Source organism: Streptomyces sp. Y1 (assembly GCF_041053115.1).
Lineage (GTDB): Bacteria > Actinomycetota > Actinomycetes > Streptomycetales > Streptomycetaceae > Kitasatospora > Kitasatospora rubellomurina.
Genome location: NZ_CP163445.1, coordinates 7992446 through 8010196, shown reverse-complemented (window position 1 = coordinate 8010196; position 17751 = coordinate 7992446). Strand labels below are relative to the sequence as shown.

General features: G+C 74.3%; 14 protein-coding genes and 1 pseudogene. 6 read left to right on the top strand and 9 right to left on the bottom strand.

Going from position 1 to position 17751, the window contains the following annotated elements; all coding sequences use genetic code 11:
* Positions 1-34 precede the first annotated feature (34 nt).
* Positions 35-952 (top strand): S41 family peptidase, encoded by a 918-nt coding sequence (locus AB2U05_RS34935; RefSeq protein WP_369185487.1) that lies wholly within the window; start codon positions 35-37, stop codon positions 950-952.
* A 142-nt stretch (positions 953-1094) separates the two neighbouring features.
* Here the strand turns inward: AB2U05_RS34935 and AB2U05_RS34930 are convergent, their stop codons facing one another.
* The 4 genes from AB2U05_RS34930 to AB2U05_RS34915 form a co-directional block, all read right to left on the bottom strand.
* Entirely contained in the window at positions 1095-3188 is a 2094-nt protein-coding gene (locus AB2U05_RS34930; RefSeq protein ID WP_369185486.1) for an alpha-galactosidase, read from the bottom strand.
* A gap of 225 nt (positions 3189-3413) precedes the next feature.
* Entirely contained in the window at positions 3414-4049 is a 636-nt protein-coding gene (locus AB2U05_RS34925; protein WP_369186047.1) for an SMI1/KNR4 family protein, read from the bottom strand.
* A gap of 136 nt (positions 4050-4185) precedes the next feature.
* The gene (locus tag AB2U05_RS34920) at positions 4186-5148 is read right to left on the bottom strand and encodes a molybdopterin-dependent oxidoreductase (RefSeq protein ID WP_045692469.1); all 963 of its coding nucleotides are present in this window, start codon (positions 5146-5148) and stop codon (positions 4186-4188) included.
* Between the two features lie 106 nt (positions 5149-5254).
* Positions 5255-6571 (bottom strand): MFS transporter, encoded by a 1317-nt coding sequence (locus AB2U05_RS34915; protein WP_369185485.1) that lies wholly within the window; start codon positions 6569-6571, stop codon positions 5255-5257.
* Positions 6572-6667: 96 nt separating this feature from the next.
* On the opposite strand from AB2U05_RS34915, the gene AB2U05_RS34910 reads away from it, so the two are divergent.
* From AB2U05_RS34910 to AB2U05_RS34900, 3 genes are all read left to right on the top strand, one after another.
* A complete protein-coding gene (locus AB2U05_RS34910) occupies positions 6668-7660 on the top strand; it encodes an ArsR family transcriptional regulator (RefSeq protein ID WP_369185484.1) in 993 nt (330 codons plus the stop codon).
* 99 nt (positions 7661-7759) lie between these two features.
* Positions 7760-8605 (top strand): MBL fold metallo-hydrolase, encoded by an 846-nt coding sequence (locus tag AB2U05_RS34905; protein WP_369185483.1) that lies wholly within the window; start codon positions 7760-7762, stop codon positions 8603-8605.
* Positions 8606-8858: 253 nt separating this feature from the next.
* Complete coding sequence (locus AB2U05_RS34900) at positions 8859-10049, top strand: alanine--tRNA ligase-related protein (protein WP_045692467.1); 1191 nt, start codon at positions 8859-8861, stop codon at positions 10047-10049.
* A 96-nt stretch (positions 10050-10145) separates the two neighbouring features.
* Here AB2U05_RS34900 and AB2U05_RS34895 read toward each other — a convergent pair whose 3' ends face one another.
* Positions 10146-10817, bottom strand: coding sequence for a GPP34 family phosphoprotein (locus AB2U05_RS34895; RefSeq protein ID WP_045692466.1), 672 nt, complete (start codon positions 10815-10817; stop codon positions 10146-10148).
* A gap of 298 nt (positions 10818-11115) precedes the next feature.
* Between AB2U05_RS34895 and AB2U05_RS34890 the strand changes: the two are divergent.
* A pseudogene (locus AB2U05_RS34890) lies at positions 11116-12026 on the top strand (ketopantoate reductase family protein).
* 86 nt (positions 12027-12112) lie between these two features.
* Here the strand turns inward: AB2U05_RS34890 and AB2U05_RS34885 are convergent.
* Both AB2U05_RS34885 and AB2U05_RS34880 read right to left on the bottom strand, forming a co-directional pair.
* The gene (locus tag AB2U05_RS34885) at positions 12113-12547 is read right to left on the bottom strand and encodes a CBS domain-containing protein (protein ID WP_078859561.1); all 435 of its coding nucleotides are present in this window, start codon (positions 12545-12547) and stop codon (positions 12113-12115) included.
* A gap of 137 nt (positions 12548-12684) precedes the next feature.
* Positions 12685-13518: a hypothetical protein gene (locus AB2U05_RS34880; protein ID WP_369185482.1), complete on the bottom strand. Its 834-nt coding sequence runs from the start codon at positions 13516-13518 to the stop codon at positions 12685-12687.
* Between the two features lie 315 nt (positions 13519-13833).
* Between AB2U05_RS34880 and AB2U05_RS34875 the strand changes: the two genes are divergently transcribed.
* On the top strand, positions 13834-14853 hold the full coding sequence (locus tag AB2U05_RS34875; protein ID WP_369185481.1) for an SDR family NAD(P)-dependent oxidoreductase: 1020 nt from the start codon (positions 13834-13836) through the stop codon (positions 14851-14853).
* Here AB2U05_RS34875 and AB2U05_RS34870 read toward each other — a convergent pair.
* A complete protein-coding gene (locus AB2U05_RS34870) occupies positions 14825-16318 on the bottom strand; it encodes an SDR family oxidoreductase (protein WP_045692463.1) in 1494 nt (497 codons plus the stop codon). The two genes, AB2U05_RS34875 and AB2U05_RS34870, sit on opposite strands and share 29 nt — an antisense overlap.
* 38 nt (positions 16319-16356) lie before the next feature.
* Complete coding sequence (locus AB2U05_RS34865) at positions 16357-17670, bottom strand: deoxyribodipyrimidine photo-lyase (RefSeq protein ID WP_369185480.1); 1314 nt, start codon at positions 17668-17670, stop codon at positions 16357-16359.
* Between the last annotated feature and the right edge of the window lie 81 nt (positions 17671-17751).

Genomic DNA, 17751 nt, shown 5'->3' with positions numbered 1-17751 from the left:
GACGCTTTGGCAAGTCGCTGGTCTACTCCCTCCCATGACTTCCACCACCTCACCAACTGCCGTGGACGCCACCGCCGTCGTCGAGTCGGTCGCCGAACTGGTCCGCGAGAACTACGTCTTCCCCGACGCCGCCCGCCAACTGGCCGAGCTGCTACGGCGCCGGAACGCCGAAGGCGCCTACCGGACCGGATCCGGATCCGCCGAGGAGTTGGCCGAGGCGGTGACGGCCGACCTGCGGTCCGTCAACGGCGACCTGCACCTGGCCCTCCAGTTCCACGCCGAGCCGGTGCCGCCGGACCGGGGCTCGGCGGTACTCGCCGCGATGCGACGGGACTTCGACGCCTCCCTCGGCGGCGTGCCGCGGGTGGAACTCCTCGACGGCGGCGTCGCGGTCCTGGAGATCGGGCCCAAGATGTTCCCGCTGGACTGGGCGGCGCAGCCGCTCACCGCGGCGCTCTCGCTGGTGGCCCCCGCCCGCGCCCTCGTCCTGGACCTGCGGCGCAACACCGGCGGCGATCCGAACACGGTCGCCTTCGTCTGCGGCTACCTGCTCGACGGCCGCACCCACCTGATGACCATGCTCTCGCGGCAGGGAGCGGTGGCCGAGCAGTCCTGGACGCCCCCGTTCGTGCCGGGCGCCCGGTTCGGCGCCAGCAAGCCGCTCTACGTGCTGACCAGCGGGAAGACCTTCTCCGCGGGCGAGGAGCTGGCCTACGACCTGCAGCAGCTCGGGCGCGCCGAGGTCGTCGGCGAGGCCACCCGGGGCGGCGCGCACCCGCGGGACGGCTGGACGGTGCACCCGCACCTGGAGCTCAGCGTGCCCGTCGCCCGCGGGGTCAGCCCGGTCTCGGGCACCAACTGGGAGGGCACCGGCGTCCGGCCCGACGTGCCGTGCGACGCCGACGCGGCGCTCGACCGCGCGCTGTCCCTGGCCGTGGCGCGGCTGGCCTGAGCTGCCCGCCGGCCGGCGCCCGTCGCGGACGGGCGCCGACGCGGACGGGCACCGACCCGGACGAGTACCGGCACGACGGGCACCGACCCGGACGGGCACCGGCGCGGCGCCGGGTGTCAGGGTCGGCGCCGCGCCGGGGCGGTCAGGACAGGACGGTCCACCTCTGCCCGGCCGCAGCCGGGTTGGCCGGGTTGGTCATCCCCGTGGAGCCGGCCGCGCTCCCGGCGACGTCCAGGGTCAGGCCGTTGCCGACGTTGGTCACGGTGAGCGCGCCGGCGCTGTTCTGCGTCACCTTCCACTTCTGCCAGGGGTTGTTGGGCGAGGGGTTGAGCAGGTAGGCGCTGCCGACGCCGGCGCCGCCGGCCAGCACGGTGTGCGCCTGGGCGGCGGTGTAGCAGTTGTCGGTGATCGTCACGGTGCCGTCCGCGTTGGGCGTGAACAGCCACTGCTGGGCGGCGTTGCCGCTCTGGTACGCGTTGATGTCGGAGTTGCCGCCGACCGCGGCGTAGCAGCCGCCCTGGACCTCCAGCGCCTGGCCCGCGGTGCCGCCGGCGCTGATCGCGTGGTACTTGCCGTCGCCGACGACGCTCGGCCGGGTGCCGCCGGTGCCACCACCGCTGCCGGTGCTGCCGCCGGCGATGCGGTACAGGGCGACGCCGTGTGCGGGGATCCAGTTGCCGCCGAGCGATCCGGTCGCGGTGCCGGTGGCGCCCGTCCACAACTCCCGGTAGCCGTAGCTGGAGCCGGTCAGGCCGAGGTCGGCGAAGCCCGCGCTGATCATGGCCCAGTTGTTCGGGTCCTGGTTGATCAGGGCGACGGCCAGGTCACCGTTGGCGAGTTGGCGCTTGAGGACCACGGGGGCGGTCGGGGACGCGGGCGGGTTGCCGACCAGGGCGGCGGGGATGGCGAGGCCGTCCTGGTCGATCGCGATCATGTCGGGGTTCTTGAGCAGCGACAGCGCGGAGGAGGTGATGCCCGTGGACCAGGTGTAGCCGTTCGCGGTGTGCTGCGAGTCGGCGGCGGTGCGCAGGTCGGCGCCGGAGATGAGCGGGGCGGCCATCATCGACAGCACGGACAGCTCGGTGCGCGACTCGTCGTCCGTGAAGGGCTTGTGGCCCTTGTCCGTGTCGGTGACGCCCCAGACGCCGTAGGTGTCCTGCCAGCCGGCGAACATCATGTCCAGGTCGTTCCAGCTGCCCGGGTGGACGTTGCCCGGGTACTTCAGCGCGGTCTGCAACTGGCCGTTGTAGAGCACGCCGTCCAGTTCGCTGTCCCGGTCGCCGCCGATCCGGCACATGTTGGCGACCTGGCCGCACCACACGCCGGTGGGCGAGTAGCCGGGCGCCTGGTGCGGCGGGGTGCCGGCGGCCGTGATCAGCGGATCGGTGCGGGCCGGGTCGTTGGCGGCCAGCAGGTACGGGATGCCGGTGTGCGCGGGCTGTGCGGACAGGCTGAGCGTGACCTTGGGCTTGCCCGCGGCGCCGGTCGCCGCGTCGAGGGCGCGCTGGAAGGTCTGGGTCCGGGCGTAGATGGACTGGGTGAGTTCCTTGCCCTCGCCCTGCGGGTAGTAGGCGTAGCCGTCCGGGCCGGTGATGGTCGGGCCGTACGGGCAGTCGTCGTACTTGACGAAGTCGACGCCCCAGGAGACGAAGTCGGCGGCGTCGGTGCTCTCGTGGCCGAGGCTGCCGGGGTGGCCCTGGCAGGTGGTGTAGGTGTCGGTGGCGTAGAGGCCGAGTTTCATGCCCTTGCTGTGCGCGTACCAGGCCAGGTACTGGATGCCGTTGACGGTCCTGCCGTTGACGACCTGGGCGGGGAACTGGCCCGGCTCGGGCACGAGGTGGCCGCTGGTGGGGTCGTTGCCGCTGCCGTCGGTGCCGCTGACCGGGTTGCCGTTGCCGTCGTAGAGCTGCATGGCGTTGTCGGCCGTCTTGGCGAAGTCCGTGCTCTGGCCGTCGCGGTGGCGCATCGACCAGCCGTCGTCGATGGTGACGGTGTTGTAGCCGGCCTGGACCAGGCCGTTGGCCGACATGAAGTCGATGGTCTGCTTGACCTGGCTCTCGGTCACGTACGCGCCGATGCTGTTCCAGGAGTTCCAGCCCATGGGCGGGGTCAGGGCGTTGCCGTTGCCGAGGGCGGCGGCCGGAGTGGCGCCGGTGAGCACCGTGGCACCGAGGCCGGACGCGGCCAGGGCCAGGGCGGCCACCATGCCGGCGACGCGGTGGGGGGTTCTGCGCATGTGGGGGCTTCCCGAATGGGTGAGTGCGCCGCGCCCCCCGGGCCGCCCGAGGGCGGAGCCGGGGCGCGGCGCGAGTGAGGGAGGAGTGCCATACGATATTGCACACATCACAAACCGACAAGGCTCAACACAAACACTCACCTTGAGTGGCCGACAGGTGTTCGTTCGTGATGTCTCCTGCTGGTGGCGAGCCCCGGGCCGAGGTGGGTCGCGCCCCGGCAGCGGCTACCGGCCGCGGCGGTTGTCCTCCCAGTCGTCGAACCAGCGGAGCCAGATGGGCGTGCCCACGCCGCGGTGCCACCGGTCGCCGGCGGCCTTCTCCAACTCCGGTGTGGTCAGCGGCTCCTCGTGTTCCAGCCAGTCGAGGTACCACTCCCCGAAGCCGGCCGGCCGGCCCGCATCCGTCAGCAGCGGGTTAAGCCGCTCGCAGGTGGACCGCCCGTCGAACCACATGCTGCCGCGGTCCGGACCGCTGACGATGAGCAGGGTGCTGAAGCAGTGGCCGTGGCCCGCCAGGAACACACCGCCGGTGACCCGGTCCCGCTCGGCGGCCTCCACGGCCTCGCTCCGGGCGTCCCGGGCCGCCGCGAACTCGGCCGGGTCGTCGTAGTCCTCCTCCCGCACGGACTTCTCCCACACCTCGTCACTCGCCGCCAGCGCCGCGTCGTGATCGGGGAACGGCACGTGCAGCCGCTCCAGTTGGGTGTCCGCGTCCCCCACCCAGTGCCAGCCGTCCGGACCCCGCCGCAGTTCCCTGGGCCACCGCCCGCCCGCGCTCACCCGGAGCAGGAACTCCCGGTAGTCCGCCGGAAAGGTGATCCCGAACTGCCGCTCCGCCTCCGCCACCTGGCTCTCGGCCAGCGGCGCGGCCAGTTCGGCCCACGCCGCATTCCATGGCCGCTCCTCACGCAGCGCGCGTACCCGCTCCCGGAGCCGTCCCAGTCGATGCTCCGCATGACCGGCCAGGATACGACCCCACCACGGCCCGGCCGGCCGGCTACCGACCGGGTCGGCTGTCCGCCTCGGCGACGACGCGTATCTCGTGGACGGCGTTCCGGTCCCCGGTGAGCGGCTGGACGCGCCCGGCGGAGTCGGTGGCCCGGCAACGGATACGGTGCGGGCCCGGGGTGAGGTCGTGGCGGAGGCGGAAGCGCTGCCAGGTCGGGTCCGGGCCGCGCCGGTCCAGCTCGGCGAGCTGCCAGTCGGCGTCGTCCACGGCGACCTCGACGGCCGTCACTTCGGTGGAACTCCAGGCGTAGCCCGCCAGTTCGCGGCTCCCGGCCGGGACGGTGCTCCCGTCGCCCGGGGTGAGCAGCTTGCTGCAGACGTCCTTCTCGCGGACCGGCCGGGCCTCGTGCTCGCCGGGCAGGACGCGGGTGTAGAGGCGGGTGGTGAAGAGGTGGTCGGGGCGGTCGGCGGCCAGCACGATCCGGCTCAGCCACTTGACCGAGTTGGTGCCGAACATCCGGGGCGCCACCGCCCGCAGCGGGTAGCCGTGGTCGGGGCGCAGCGGTTCGCCGTTCATGGTGTGCGCGAGGAAGACCTCGGTGCCCGCCTGGTCGAGCGGCAGGTCCTTGAGGAAGCTCACGTCGCGCTCGTCCCCGAAGTCGCCGGAGTCGGCGCCCTCCAGCCAGACGTGCCGGGCCTCCGGGCGGGGCCCGGCGAGCTCCAGTACGGCGGCGAGCGGGACGCCGACCCACTCCAGGTTGGTGACGGCGCGGGTCGGCACCGTGGGGTGCAGCGGGTTGCCGAAGCACTCGTGGACGGCGGTGAAGCGGGTCTGCGGCAGGCCCTGGATGGTCGGGAAGTCCAGCCGCAGCGGCCGCTCCACCAGGCCCTCCACGCTGAGCGACCAGGTGGCGGGGTCGAGCCGCGGGTGCGGTCCGACGTGGTTGCGGATGAAGACGTCGTCGACCGGGGTGAGGAAAAGGTCGGGTGTGTCCGGATCGGTCCTGATCATTGGTCATTCCCCCGTGCTGATCTTGCTGTTGCTTGGGGTAGACAGTACAAGGAGGGACTGACATCGCTGCCGGCGAGGTCGGGACCGGCCCCAGGGGGACGCCTGGTCAGCTGGCCCGCACCCGGGCCCGGAACCGGCCGCCGATCGCCACGGCCACCGCCGCGCCGGCCAGCCCGGCCCCCAGGGCGCCCCACCAGAGGGCGGCCGGGCCCAGCAGCGCGTAGACCGTCGAGCCGAGCAGCAGCGCCGCGAACCGGGCCAGCCCGCGGGCCCAGCCCGCGACGCCCTGGTAGCGGCCGGCGGCCCCGTCCGGGGCGAGATCGGCCACCATCGAGCTGTACAGCCCGCTCACCGCGACCTCGCCCAGGCTCCACACCACCACGGTCAGCACGAAGCCCCAGGTGCCGCCGGCCACGCCGGTCAGCGCCACCCCGGCGGCGGCCAGCGCCGACCCGGCCGCCCACAGCCGGCTGCGGTCGAACCGGGTGAGGACCAGGTTGGCGATCGGCTGCAGCGCCACCACCAGCACCGCGTTGACGGCCGCGGCCAGCCCGAAGACGGTCGGCGGCAGGCCGTGGTCGCGGATCGCCAGCGGCAGGGTGACCTCGGTGAGCGCGTACACCGCCTCGCCGGTGAGCACCGGCACCATCAGGAGGAGCAGCAGCCGGTCGCGCAGCACCGCGCCGTAACCGCCGCCGTCCCGCGGCGAGTCGGTCCGCGCGGCGCCGGTGGTGCGGGGCAGGCGGACGGCCACCAGCGCGCCGTACGCCAGGCAGGTCGCCATGTCGAGCGCGAACAGCAGCCCGTAACCGTGCTCGGCCAGGAACCCGCCGAGCGCCCCGGCCAGCGCCGCACCGACGTTGATCGACCAGTGCAGCAGCCCGAACGCGACCCGGCGCCGCTCGCCCTGCGCCGCGCCGGCCATCACCGAGGAGGCGCCGGGCATGTGCAGGGTGCCGCCGACGCCCAGGGCCAGCGTGGCCAGCGCCAGGGTGACCGGGTCGGGCGCGACGAAGAGCAGGGCCTGGCTGCCCGCGGTGGCGAGCATCCCGGTCACCATCGCAAGCCGGGCGCCGAACCGGTCGGTGAGCAGCCCGCCCAGCACCGGGCCGAGCAGGCCGCCGACGCCCAGCGCGCCGAGCACGAACGGGACCTGGCCGGTGGCGATGTGCCGGGAGCCCAGGTAGAAGACCAGGAACGGCACCACCATGTTGCCGAGCCGGTTCAGCATGGTGCCGCCGATCACCACCCAGAACGGGCCGCCGAACCCGGCGAACCGGCTGCGCAGGCCGTCGCGCAGGCCGCTGAACAAGCCGCCGGCCGGACTGCTGGGCGGCGCCGGGACCGGGCCGGCGGCGGGAGCGGGGTCAGTGCTGACGGAGCTGGTGGTGGAGGTCATGGTGGAGGTCGTGGCGGAGGTCATGGCGGGAATCCTGCGGCCACCGCTACGGTGACTCCATTCATTCAGGCTCAGCCGAATCCACGGCCGCTGAATCCACTGGCCACCACGGGGGGAATCGTGCTGGAACTCGCTTTCTCGACCCGGGACGTGGCCGGGACCAGGCTCGCCTACTCCCCGCTGTGGGAGGTGGTGACGAGCCATCGGCTGCTCGCCCGGGGCGCCGTCGGGCCGCTGCACCGCCGCTGGGCCGAGCGGGCCAGGCCCGAGCTGGCCGCCGCCGGACTGGGCACCGGCCTGCTCGCCGACCTGATCACGCCGAGCGGCTACCTGCCCGACTTCCTCAACCCGCCGCCCGGTCCCGTCCCGCCGAGCGCCAGTGCCGAGTCGGCGCTGACGGGCGAGCTCGCGGTGCTGGCCCGGACCGCCCCCGAGCGGATCCGCGCCGACCTGGAGCAGTTGGTCGACTGGACGCCCGAGGTGGCCGCGTTCCACCGGGACCCGGCGGCGGTGCTGCCGCGGTTGGTCGACGAACTGCGCGGCTACTGGGCGGTGGCGCTCGCCCCGCACTGGTCCCGGATCCGGGCGGTGCTGGAGAGCGACGTGCTGCACCAGTCCCGCCGGTTCGCCGCCGAGGGCTCGGCGGCCGTGCTGCGCGAACTGCACCCGAGCGTGGAGTGGTGCACCGACCGGCTCACGCTCCCGCTGGCCGACTGCGGCACCTCCGGCAGCCTGGCCGGGCGGGGCCTGCTGCTGATTCCGTCCGCCTTCGTCGGCCCCGGACGCACCATGATGGTGAACCGGCCCGACCAGGTGGTGCAGCTCTGCTACCCCAGCCGGGGCATCGGCGTCCTCTGGGAGCAGCCGGCCGCGCGGGTGCCGGAGGCGGTCGCCGCCGTCCTCGGCCGCTCCCGCGCCCTGCTGCTGGCCGAACTGGCCGCCCCGGCCTCCACCACCGAGCTCTCCCACCGCACCGGCATGTCGGCCGGCGGGGTCTCCCAGCACCTGACGGCCCTGCGCGCGGCCGGTATCGTCGCCTCCCACCGTTCCGGCCGCTCCGTCCTGTACCAGCGCACCGACCTCGCCGACGCCCTCCTGGCCGCGGCGGGCTGAGCCACGTCGCAGGGCCAGGAGGCGAGTTGTCCCTCCTGGCGAAGATCTGATCTTCTGTCGGGGACACGTGCTGCTCGCCCGACCCGACGGAGGGGTTCCATGCGTTTGATCTCGACCGGCCGCCACCACGCCACGTTCGAGTTCGGCGACCTGCGGGTGGTCTCGTTGCGGGACGGGTACCTCGACATGCCGCCGGCCCGGCTGCGCGACGAGGACGGCCGCACGCTCGACGTGCTGCCGTCCTCCGTCCCGCTGGCCGACGGCAACCTGCGGCTGTCGGTCAACGCCTTCTTCGTCACCGACGGCTCGCGGTCGGTCCTCATCGACACCGGCGCGTCCGACGTCTGGCACGAGCCGACCATGGGGCTGCTCCACGACGCGCTCGACGAAGCGGGCGTCGACCGCGCGGGGATCACCGACGTGGCCATCACCCACCGGCACGCGGACCACGTGAACGGCCTGATCGCGCCGGACGGTTCGGAGGCGTTCGGCAGGCTCGAACGCGTGTGGATCGGCGCGGGCGACGCCGCGGTGTTCGCGGAGGGCCGGCTCGCACCGATCCGTGACCGGGTCGTGCCCGTGTCGGAGCGGGTCGCGGTCAACGACTGGACCACCGCGGTCCCGACGCCGGGCCACACCCCCGGGCACACCGTCTACGAGGTCAGGAGCGGCGCCAGCCGCCTGCTCGTCTGGGGCGACACCGTGCACGTCCCCACGCTCCAGTTCGACCGGCCGAACGTGGCCTGGGAGTACGACGGCGACCAGCCCCGGGCCCGCACCGCCCGCGCGGCCCTCCTCGAGCAACTGACCCGCCCGCACCACTTCGTGGCAGGCGCCCACCTCGACTCGCCCGGCATCGCCCGCGTCACCCGCTCCGGCGACGGGCACAGGGGCGGCGACAGGGGCGGCTACGCCCTGGAATACCTCGCACCACCGATCGGCTGAGCGAGGGCGGAATATTCGGGTGCCCCGGGGCGCCGACCGCGTTATCCTCGGCGTCATGAACGTCACCGGCCCGATCACCGCCACCGCGCGAGCGACCAGCTCGCCGGTTGCCGCCGTCTGACGTACCCCTCTCCCCACGGCGACCGGAAACGGTCCGCCGGTGGTGGCTTCGAGGCGCTCCCCGCCTCGCTTCCGATGATCGCGTGGACTCGTTGTCCGGTGCGCCCTCCCGCCCCCGCGAAGGAGCCACCCCGTGAACACCGACCAGCTCGTCCGCACCTTCATCGAGTACTACGAGGACCGCGGCCACCACCGGATCACCGGCTCGACCCTGCTGCCGCCGCCCGGCGACCCGGTGCTGTTCACCACCTCCGGCATGCACCCTCTCACGCCCCACCTGGAGGGGCGTCCGCACCCGCTCGGCCGCCGCCTGGTCAACGTCCAGCGCTGCCTGCGCACCACGGACCTCGACGAGGTCGGCGACCGCACCCACCTCACCGTCTTCGAGATGCTGGGCACCTGGTCCCTCGGCGACTACGAGGGCCCGCAGAGCCTCGACTGGGGCTACGGTCTGCTCACCGAGGGGTTCGGCGTCGATCCGGGCCTGCTGCACGTCACCGTCTTCGGCGGCGACGACCAGGTCGGCCCGGACACCGATTCCCTGGAGCTGTGGGAGCGCCACGGCGTCCCCGTCGAGCTCACCGTCGAGGACAACTGGTGGTCCAACGGGCCGACCGGCCCGTGCGGCCCCGACTCGGAGATCTTCCTGTGGACCGGCGACACCCCGCCGCAGTCGACCCCCACCCGGGACGACCGCTGGGTCGAGGTGTGGAACCACGTGATGATGCGCCACCGGCGCCTCGACGACGGCACCCTCGTGCCGCTCCCCCAGCGCAACGTCGACACGGGCCTCGGCCTGGAACGCCTCTCCGCCCTGCTGCAGGGCCGCCCGTCCGTCTTCGACTGCGACACCTTCGACCCCTGGCGCCGCCTCGTCCCGACCCTGTGGCAGCTGGACGAACCGTCACTGCGGCTGGTCTGCGACCACCTGCGCTCGGCCGTCGTCGTGATCGGCGACGGCGTCCGCCCCTCCAACACCGGCCGCGGCTACGTCCTGCGCCGCCTGCTGCGCCGGGTGCTCACCGTCCTGCGCCGGGACGACCAGCAGCACGGACTCGGCGAGCTGCCGGGCGAGTTGGTCCGGCACACGCTGGACCACTTCCGCCAGGACGTGCACCCCGAGTCGGTCCACCGGGTGCTGCTCGACGAGGAACGACGGTTCGACCGCCTGCTGGTCCGCGGCCGCCAGGTGCTCTCCCGCCCCCGCTTCCGCGGCCCGCTCAGCGAGGACGACCTCCACTACCTCCACGACACCCACGGCCTGCCCCGCGATCTCGTCCTCGACCTGGTCCCCGACCTGGTCCCCGACCCGCGGATGCGGTAACGGCCCTCCCGGGCCCGCCCGTTGTCCCGGGACGGGCCCGGGGGCGAGCCCGGGACAACGGGCGCCACCGGCCACCGGCCGACTCCCGGCCGACCGTCAGCCGGCGGCGGCCGCGGCGACGGTCACGGCCGTGACGGCCGCGACGGCGACGCGCATGTTCCGGACCGTCTGGCCGACCGACTCGCCCGCCCAGTCGCCCGCGGCGATCTCCGCGAACCGCAGCTCGACCCGCGCACGCGGGAGGTCGGAGAAGGCCAGGCCGTGCAGCCGGGCCGCGTGCAGGAGGGCGATCAGGGTCGCGGTGCGGGCGTCGGGCGCCTGGTGGTGCCGGATCACGGCCGCGAGCCGCGCGCGCAGTTCACGCTCGACGGAGCCGTCCGCTTCCGGATAGCGCCGGACCGGGAACAGACCGAGGAGCCGGTGGCGCTCCTCCACGACCAGGCCGCGCTCGCACAGCCGCCGCACGGTGGCCCGGACCGCCGTGAGGTGGTCCTTGGCCAGCCAGTCCGCCGCCTTCGCCTTGCCGGGCGCCTTGTTCGCCGCCCACTCGGATATCCGCTCCAGGCGCTCGTCGAGCAGCGGATCACCGGTCGGCGTACGGTCGGTGACGCTGAGCCGGCCTTCGTCGAGCGCGACCCGCCCGGCCAGTGCGAGATCGGCGAGGAAGCCTCCCGCCACCGCCCATCCGGCGCTCGAACCGTCCTTCGCCACACCGGACTCGTCGTCCAGCGAGAGCAGCATCAGCTCCTCGGCGAGGGTGACGTGCATGTGCCCTTCCTTTCCCTGTACGGACCGGCCACGCCGCAACGCGCCTACCGGCCGCCGCACCCACGTGTCCTCAGCCAGCAACGCCCGCCCGGTCGGGCCGGTTCCCCGGCCCCTCACCGCGCGACGCCCGGGTGAGGATTGACGCGGCCGTGTCCTGAGTAGATGATCACGCCGGGCCCAGGGCGGCAACCTTCCAGGTGCCGACCCACGAACCGAGAGGAGCCCCTCCATGTCCGCATCCGGACACCCCGTCACCGCAGCGGTCCCCGCATCCACCCCCGCATCCACGCCCGGATCCATCCCGGTCCCGAACCGCTCGACCGTGGCCGTGCTCGGCCCCGGCGGCGTCGGCGGCCTGCTCGCCGCGCTGCTCTCCCGCGCCGGACACCGCGTCATCTGCCTCGCCCGGGAGGAGACCGCCGACGCGCTGCGCCGGGACGGAATCCGCGTCGGCAGCAGGCAGTTCGGCGACTTCACCGCGCCGGTCGAGGCGGACACCGTGCTGCGCGAGCCCGTCGACCTGTGCCTGGTGACGGTCAAGAACACCGCGCTGGACGCGGCCCTCGACCGCGTCCCGCCGCAGTGGCTCGCCAACGGCGTGCTGCTGCCGCTGCTGAACGGCGTCGAGCACGCGGACACCCTGCGGGCGGCCTACGGCGACGAGCGCGTCGTCCCGGCCGTCGTCCGCGTCGAGTCCGCCCGCACCGCGCCGGGCGTCATCAGGCACGGCAGCCCGTTCGTCGAGGTCGATCTGGCCGGCCGGACCGGCTCGCCCCGCTCGCCGAACTGCTCACCGGCGCCGGCGTGACCACCCGCGTCCTCCCCGACGAGCACCGGGTCCTGTGGGCCAAGCTGGCCTTCCTCGCCCCCTTCGCCCTGCTCACCACCCGCCATCGCCAGCCCATCGGCGCGATCCGCTCCGAGCGGCGGGACGAGCTGACGGCCCTGGTCGAGGAGACCGTCGCGGTCGGCCGGGCCTGCGGCGGGCAGACGGTCGTCGCCGAAGTCCTGCAGCGCTACGACGCGTTCCCGGCGGACAGCAAGTCCTCCATGCAGCGCGACGCGGAGGCGGGCCACGCGCTGGAACTCGACGCCATCGGCGGGGCCGTGCTGCGCGCCGCCGAACGGCACGGCATCGGCGTGCCGCTCACCACGCGGCTGGTGGCCGAACTCGCCGCCGGCGCCGGCCTTCCCCACCGGGCCGACTGACCGGACCGCCGACGCCAGGGAGCCCCGTCCGCACCCGTGGGGACGGGGCTCCGCTTAACGGGGCTCCGCTCAACGGCGGGCGGGCGTCACCGCTTCATGTAGACGCTGTCCATGAACTCGATGATCTGCTGGTCCGTCACCTGGTGGCCGTCGCGGTGGCCCATCGCCAGGTCGGCCTCGCTGATCATGCCGACCAGCCGGTCGCCGTCGATCACCGGGATGCGCCGGATCTGGTGCTGCTCCATCTTCTTGAGCACGGTGTCCATGCTGTCCTCGGCCCGCACGCAGTGCAGGTGCCCGGCCAGCTCCATCGCGGTCATGGTGGCCGGGTCCTTCCCCTCGGCGAGACAGCGCACCACGATGTCGCGGTCGGTGATGATGCCGTGGAGCTTCTGGTCGTCGCCGCAGATCGGCAGCGCGCCCACCTTCTTGTCGCGCATCATCTTCGCGGCCTCGTCCAGCGTCTGGTGGGCGCCGATGCACTGGGCGCCGGTGTGCATGATGTCTCGGGCAGTGGTCACGGGGACTCCTTCGTCGGTGTTCCCCCCTGCCGGTCCGCCCCAGCGGTCCACAGCGCCGCTCGCAGGGTGACCGTGCCCTCACCGTAGGCGACCCCGGGGCCGCCCGCGACCGGGCGCGGGCACAGCGCCCGGACGGTTCAACGGGGCCCGCGGCCGATGTCACGGGCGAGTTCGAGGGCGAGCACCTGGTCCAGGCGCAGGCAGGTCTCGAAACGGGTCCCGGCCGCCAGGTCCGACCGCTCGTCCAGCGCCTGCAGGGCGCGCACCGCGACCCGGGCGTCCAGGTTCTCGTCCAGCCCGTCGAAGCCCGCCTGGACCATGTCCGCGTCCAGCGGCCCGGACGGCGCACCGGCGAGGTCGGCCACGAGCGCCCGCCAGCGGGCGATCCTCTCCCCGGCATCGGCCAGCGCGGCCGCGGTGATCCGGACCGGATCGGTGACGGCGTGCTCCAGGAGGACCAGGCGCAGCGCGAAGGGATCGCGTGCGGACCCCGGGGAACCGCTCGCCGAACCCGCGTCCGAAGCCTCCTCGACGACCGATCCGACGACCGATCCGACGACCGATCCGACGACCGATCCGGTGACCGGTCCGCTGACCGGCCCGGTGACCAGGAGCGCCGGCGCCACGGCGTCGGAGCCGGGCTGCGGACGGCCGGCGATGACCAGGTCCGCCGTCCCCGCGTCTCCGTGCGCGCTCAGCCGTCCGGGCGGGTGGATGCCCATCTCCTCCGCGGCCTTCAGCAGGGCCCCGGCCTGCTCCTGCGCACCGTCCGGTACGGCGAGCCCGGTGAACACCTGCAGTCCCTGCGTCTCGCAGGTGCGGGCCAGCACGTCACCGGCCAACAGGGCCCGCAGGTCCCCGAGGTCGAACCGGCCGTCCCGCTCCCCCACCACGACGGTCACCCGCAGGAGCCCGACCCGGCGGGGCCGGAGCTCGGCGGGCTCCCCGGTCCGGGCGTCGACGATGCGCAACGGCGTGTCCCTTCGACTCGGCAGCCGGCGGCGCCGCTCGGACCGGACACCCGGGGGTTCGGACCGAAGGCGCGGTGCCCTCCCGGCTGGGCTGGACGCAACGCATCACCCTAACGTGGCACGGGCCTTGATGCCCGGTACGGACCGGCCCGGCGCTCCGCGGCTCCCCTCGCGCGGGCTGCCGGACGACGGTCGGATGGCAGTGGCCTGTGAGCGAGGTGTGAGTGGCCTCCGGGACCGTGGGGGGCGGGGCGTGACCGGCCGTGGCCGTGCGGTCCCGCCCGCGTCCGATCACTCCGAGCTCCGGGAGCCGCCGTGCCCTCCGCCCCCCGTGTCCCGCGCTGGGACGCCCACCGCCTGCCCGATGCCCGTGGCAGGAGCTTCCTGGTCACCGGCGGCAACGCGGGCATCGGGTACTTCGTGGCCGAGCAGCTCGCCGCCACCGGGGCGACGGTCGTCATCGGCTGCCGCGACCGGGCGAGGGCCGAGGCCGCGATCGGCTCCATCGGCTCCCGGGTGCCGGGCGCCACGGTGCGGCACGTGCCCCTGGACCTGGCCGATCGCGCCTCACTCAAGGCGTCCGTGGACGCGCTCGGGCTGGACCGCCTCGACGCGGTGGTCCACAACGCCGGGGTGTTGTTCGACGACCCGCCGCGCCGCGAGACCAGGGACGGCCTGGAGCTCATGTTCGCGACCAACCACCTGGGCCACTTCGCCCTGACCCACCACCTGGCCCCGCTGCTCGCGGCCGCCCCGGGGAGCCGGATCGTCACCACCGGCAGCTTCGCCGCCAAGTCCGAACGCCTGGACCTCGACGACCTCCAGAGCACGCGCGACTACCGGCCCAAGCGCACCTACGCGCGCTCCAAGCTGGCCCAGATGCTCTTCGCCGTCGAGCTCGACCGCCGGCTCCGCGCCTGCGGCAGCACGACCCTGAGCGTGCTCGTCCACCCCGGCGGCGCCCTCGACTCCCTCACCCCCTCGCGCCCACCGGTGCACGTGCGCACCACCGGCGAACGGCTGCGAAACCTGCCGCTCGGCCTCGTCGTCCAGGGCAAGGACACCGCCGCGTGGCCCGCCGTCCGGGCGGTGCTCGACCCGGCCGTGCGGGGCGGCGGCCTCATGCTGAGCCCCCGGGCGTTCGGCCTGCGCGGCACGCCCGAGGCCGAACCCCTCTGGAAGCAGCTGACCGACGCCCGGACCGCCGAGCGCCTCTGGGCGGCCTCCTGCGACCTGACCGGCACCGACCCGGTCTTCCCGGCACCGGCGAACGGCGAACGGCCGGTGGCGCCGGAGGCGAGCCGGGTCAGGCCGTCCGGCGGGCGCGTTCGGTGATGTTGCGGGCCATTGCGCCGAACACCACCGTGTGGAAGGGCGCCACGGCCCACCAGTAGGCGTGGCCAGCCAGGCCGTGCGGGTGGAAGAGCGCCCGCTGCCGGTAGCGGGTGCCGTGGTCGCCGTCCGGCGTGACGGACAGTTCGAGCCAGGCCAGGCCGGGCAGCCGCATCTCGGCGCGGAGCCGGAGCAGCCGGCCCGGCCGGATCTCCTCGACCCGCCAGAAGTCGAGGGAGTCGCCGACCCGCAGCCGGGCGGGGTCGCGGCGGCCCCTGCGCAGGCCGACGCCGCCGAGCAGGCGGTCGAGCCGGCCGCGCAGGGCCCAGGCCAGGGGGAACGAGTACCACCCGTTGTCGCCGCCGATGCCCTCGATCACCTGCCAGACGGCGGCCGGCGAGGCCGTCACGGTCCGTTCGCGGAGGTCCTGGTAGAGGCTGCCGCCGGCCCAGTCGGGGTCGGTGGGCAGCGGGTCGCTCGGGGCGCCGGGCACCGAGGCGCCGGACCAGCGGGTGGCGACATCGGCGTCCTTGATCCGCCGCAGGGCCAGCACCACGGCCTGGTCGAACCCGGTCGGCCCCTCCGGCGGGTCGGGCACCCACCGGGCGAGGTCGTGTTCGCCGCGGACGACCTCGTGGCGCAGGGACTCGACCAGCGGACGGGCGATGGAGCCGGGCACCGGGGTCACCAGGCCGACCCAGTGGCCGGACAGCCGGGGGGTGAGGACCGGCACGGGGACGATGAGGCGCCGCCGCAGCCCGGCCAGCCGCGCGTAGCGGTGCATCATCTGCGCGTAGGTCAGGACATCGGGCCCGCCGAGGTCGAAGGTGCGGTTCACGTCCGGCGGCAGACCGGCGGCGCCGGCCAGCTGCCGCAGGACGTCCCGGACGGCGATCGGCTGGATCCGGGTGGAGACCCAGCGCGGCGTGACCATCACGGGCAGGCGTTCGGTGAGGTACCGGAGCATCTCGAACGAGGCGCTGCCGGAGCCGATGATCACGGCCGCCCGCAGTTCGGCCGTGGGGACGCCGCTGTCGCGCAGGATCCGGCCGACCTCGGCACGGGAGCGCAGATGGGGCGAGAGGTCCGCCTCGGGCACCCCGGCCGGGATGAGGCCGCCGAGGTAGACGATCCGGGTGACGCCCGCGGCGGCCGCGGCGGCCCCGAAGGCCCGGGCGGCTGCGCGGTCGGTGGCTTCGAAGGCCGGTCCGGTGCCCAGCGAGTGCACCAGGTAGTAGGCGACGTCGATGCCGTCGAAGGCCCCGGCGAGGGTCTCGGGGCGGCTCACGTCACCGGTGGCGACGTCGACCTGCGCGCGCCACGGCTGGTCCCGCAGCCGCTCGGGATCGCGCACCAGGCAGCGGACGGGGTGTCCCCGGGCGATCAGCTCCGGCACCAGACGGCCGCCGATGTAGCCGCTCGCGCCGGTCACCAGGCAACGCGACGGTGCGGGTCGCGGTGTGTCCATGTCCACTCCTCGTCCGGAGGTCCGGAGGACGGGCTCCATCAGGGCCGGCCGCGCCGGAACCGCGCGGTCAGCTCCTCGGGCGCGACGATCGGGGGCGGGTAGTCGCCGTCCAGGAGCCAGGGCCGGTGGACGGCGGGGCCGGGCAGGTGGGCGAGCTCGGGCACCCAGCGGCGCACGTAGTCGCCGGCGGGGTCGTAACGGTCGGCCTGGCGCAGCGGGTTGAGGACGCGGTTGGGGCGGGTGTCGGTGCCGGTGCCGGCGACCCACTGCCAGTTGAGCTGGTTGTTGGCCACGTCGCCGTCGACGAGCAGGGCGAGGAAGTGCGCGGCGCCGATCCGCCAGTCCAGGTAGAGCGTCTTGGCGAGGAAGCTCGCCGTCAGCAGCCGGGCGCGGTTGTGCATCCAGCCCTCGTGGGCGAGTTGGCGCATGCCGGCGTCGATGATCGGGTAGCCGGTGCGGCCCCGGCGCCAGGCCTCGGCCTCCTCCTCGTCGTGGTGCCAGTGGTCGTCCTTGGTGCGGTAGTCGTGCCGCGCGGCGTCGGGGCGGGCGGCGAGGACCTGGTGGTGGAAGTCGCGCCAGGCGAGTTGCCGGACGAAGGCCTCCGCTCCGGCGCCGTCGTGGCGGAGCGCGTGCGCGGCGAGCTCGGTGGGCGACAGGCAGCCGAAGTGCAGGTACGGGGAGAGCCGGGAGGTGGCGTCGGCGGCGAGGTCGTCGTGCGCGTCCGCGTAGCCGTCCGGGTCCCAGGCCCGCCAGCGCCGCCGGGCCACCGTCTCGCCGCCGCGCGGCAGGCCCGGCGAGGACGGGCCCTCGGCCGCGAAGGTGTCGCTGCCGACGCCGTCCGGGGTGGCGAGCGTGCGGGGCGCGGCCAGGACCGTCCGGCGGGGTGCCTGCTGCCAGGCGCGGTGGTACGGGGTGAAGACGGCGTAGTGGTCACGGCCGGCCGGGGTGATCCGCCCGGCCGGGACGACGGTGAGCGAGGCGTCGTGGACGTGCAGCCGCTCGCCGAACACGGCCCGCAGCCGTGCCTCCCGGCGGTGCGCGAAGGCGCTGACGCCCGCGGCGACGTGCACCGATCCTGCGCCGGTCTCGGCGGCCAGCCGGGCCGTCTGCTCGGCGGGTTCACCGCGCCGTACGGTCAGCCGCGAGCCGATCCGGCGCAGCGAGGCGTCCAGGTCCTCCAGGCAATCGGCCAGGAACGCCTGCCGGTTGGGGGCGGCGAAGCCCGCGGCCTCGACGGCGGGGTCGAGGACGAACAGCGGCACGACCTGGTCGGCCGCGGTGCGCGCGGCGTGCAGGACGGGGTTGTCGTGCAGGCGCAGGTCCTGGGTGAACAGGGCGATGGAGACGGTCACGGGTGGGCCCTTCCAGGCGGTGCGGTGCGGATTGCCCCCGGTCTTCGGACCCGACTCCGATGCGGATTGGCGTGACGTCGC

Coding starts and splice junctions, on each gene's coding strand:
- AB2U05_RS34905 (WP_369185483.1), top strand. CDS start 7,760: ATGCGTTTGATCTCGACCGGCCGCCACCACGCCACGTTCGAGTTCGGC.
- AB2U05_RS34930 (WP_369185486.1), bottom strand. CDS start 3,188: ATGCGCAGAACCCCCCACCGCGTCGCCGGCATGGTGGCCGCCCTGGCC.
- AB2U05_RS34895 (WP_045692466.1), bottom strand. CDS start 10,817: ATGCACGTCACCCTCGCCGAGGAGCTGATGCTGCTCTCGCTGGACGAC.
- AB2U05_RS34935 (WP_369185487.1), top strand. CDS start 35: ATGACTTCCACCACCTCACCAACTGCCGTGGACGCCACCGCCGTCGTC.
- AB2U05_RS34920 (WP_045692469.1), bottom strand. CDS start 5,148: ATGATCAGGACCGATCCGGACACACCCGACCTTTTCCTCACCCCGGTC.
- AB2U05_RS34915 (WP_369185485.1), bottom strand. CDS start 6,571: ATGACCTCCGCCACGACCTCCACCATGACCTCCACCACCAGCTCCGTC.
- AB2U05_RS34870 (WP_045692463.1), bottom strand. CDS start 16,318: ATGGACACACCGCGACCCGCACCGTCGCGTTGCCTGGTGACCGGCGCG.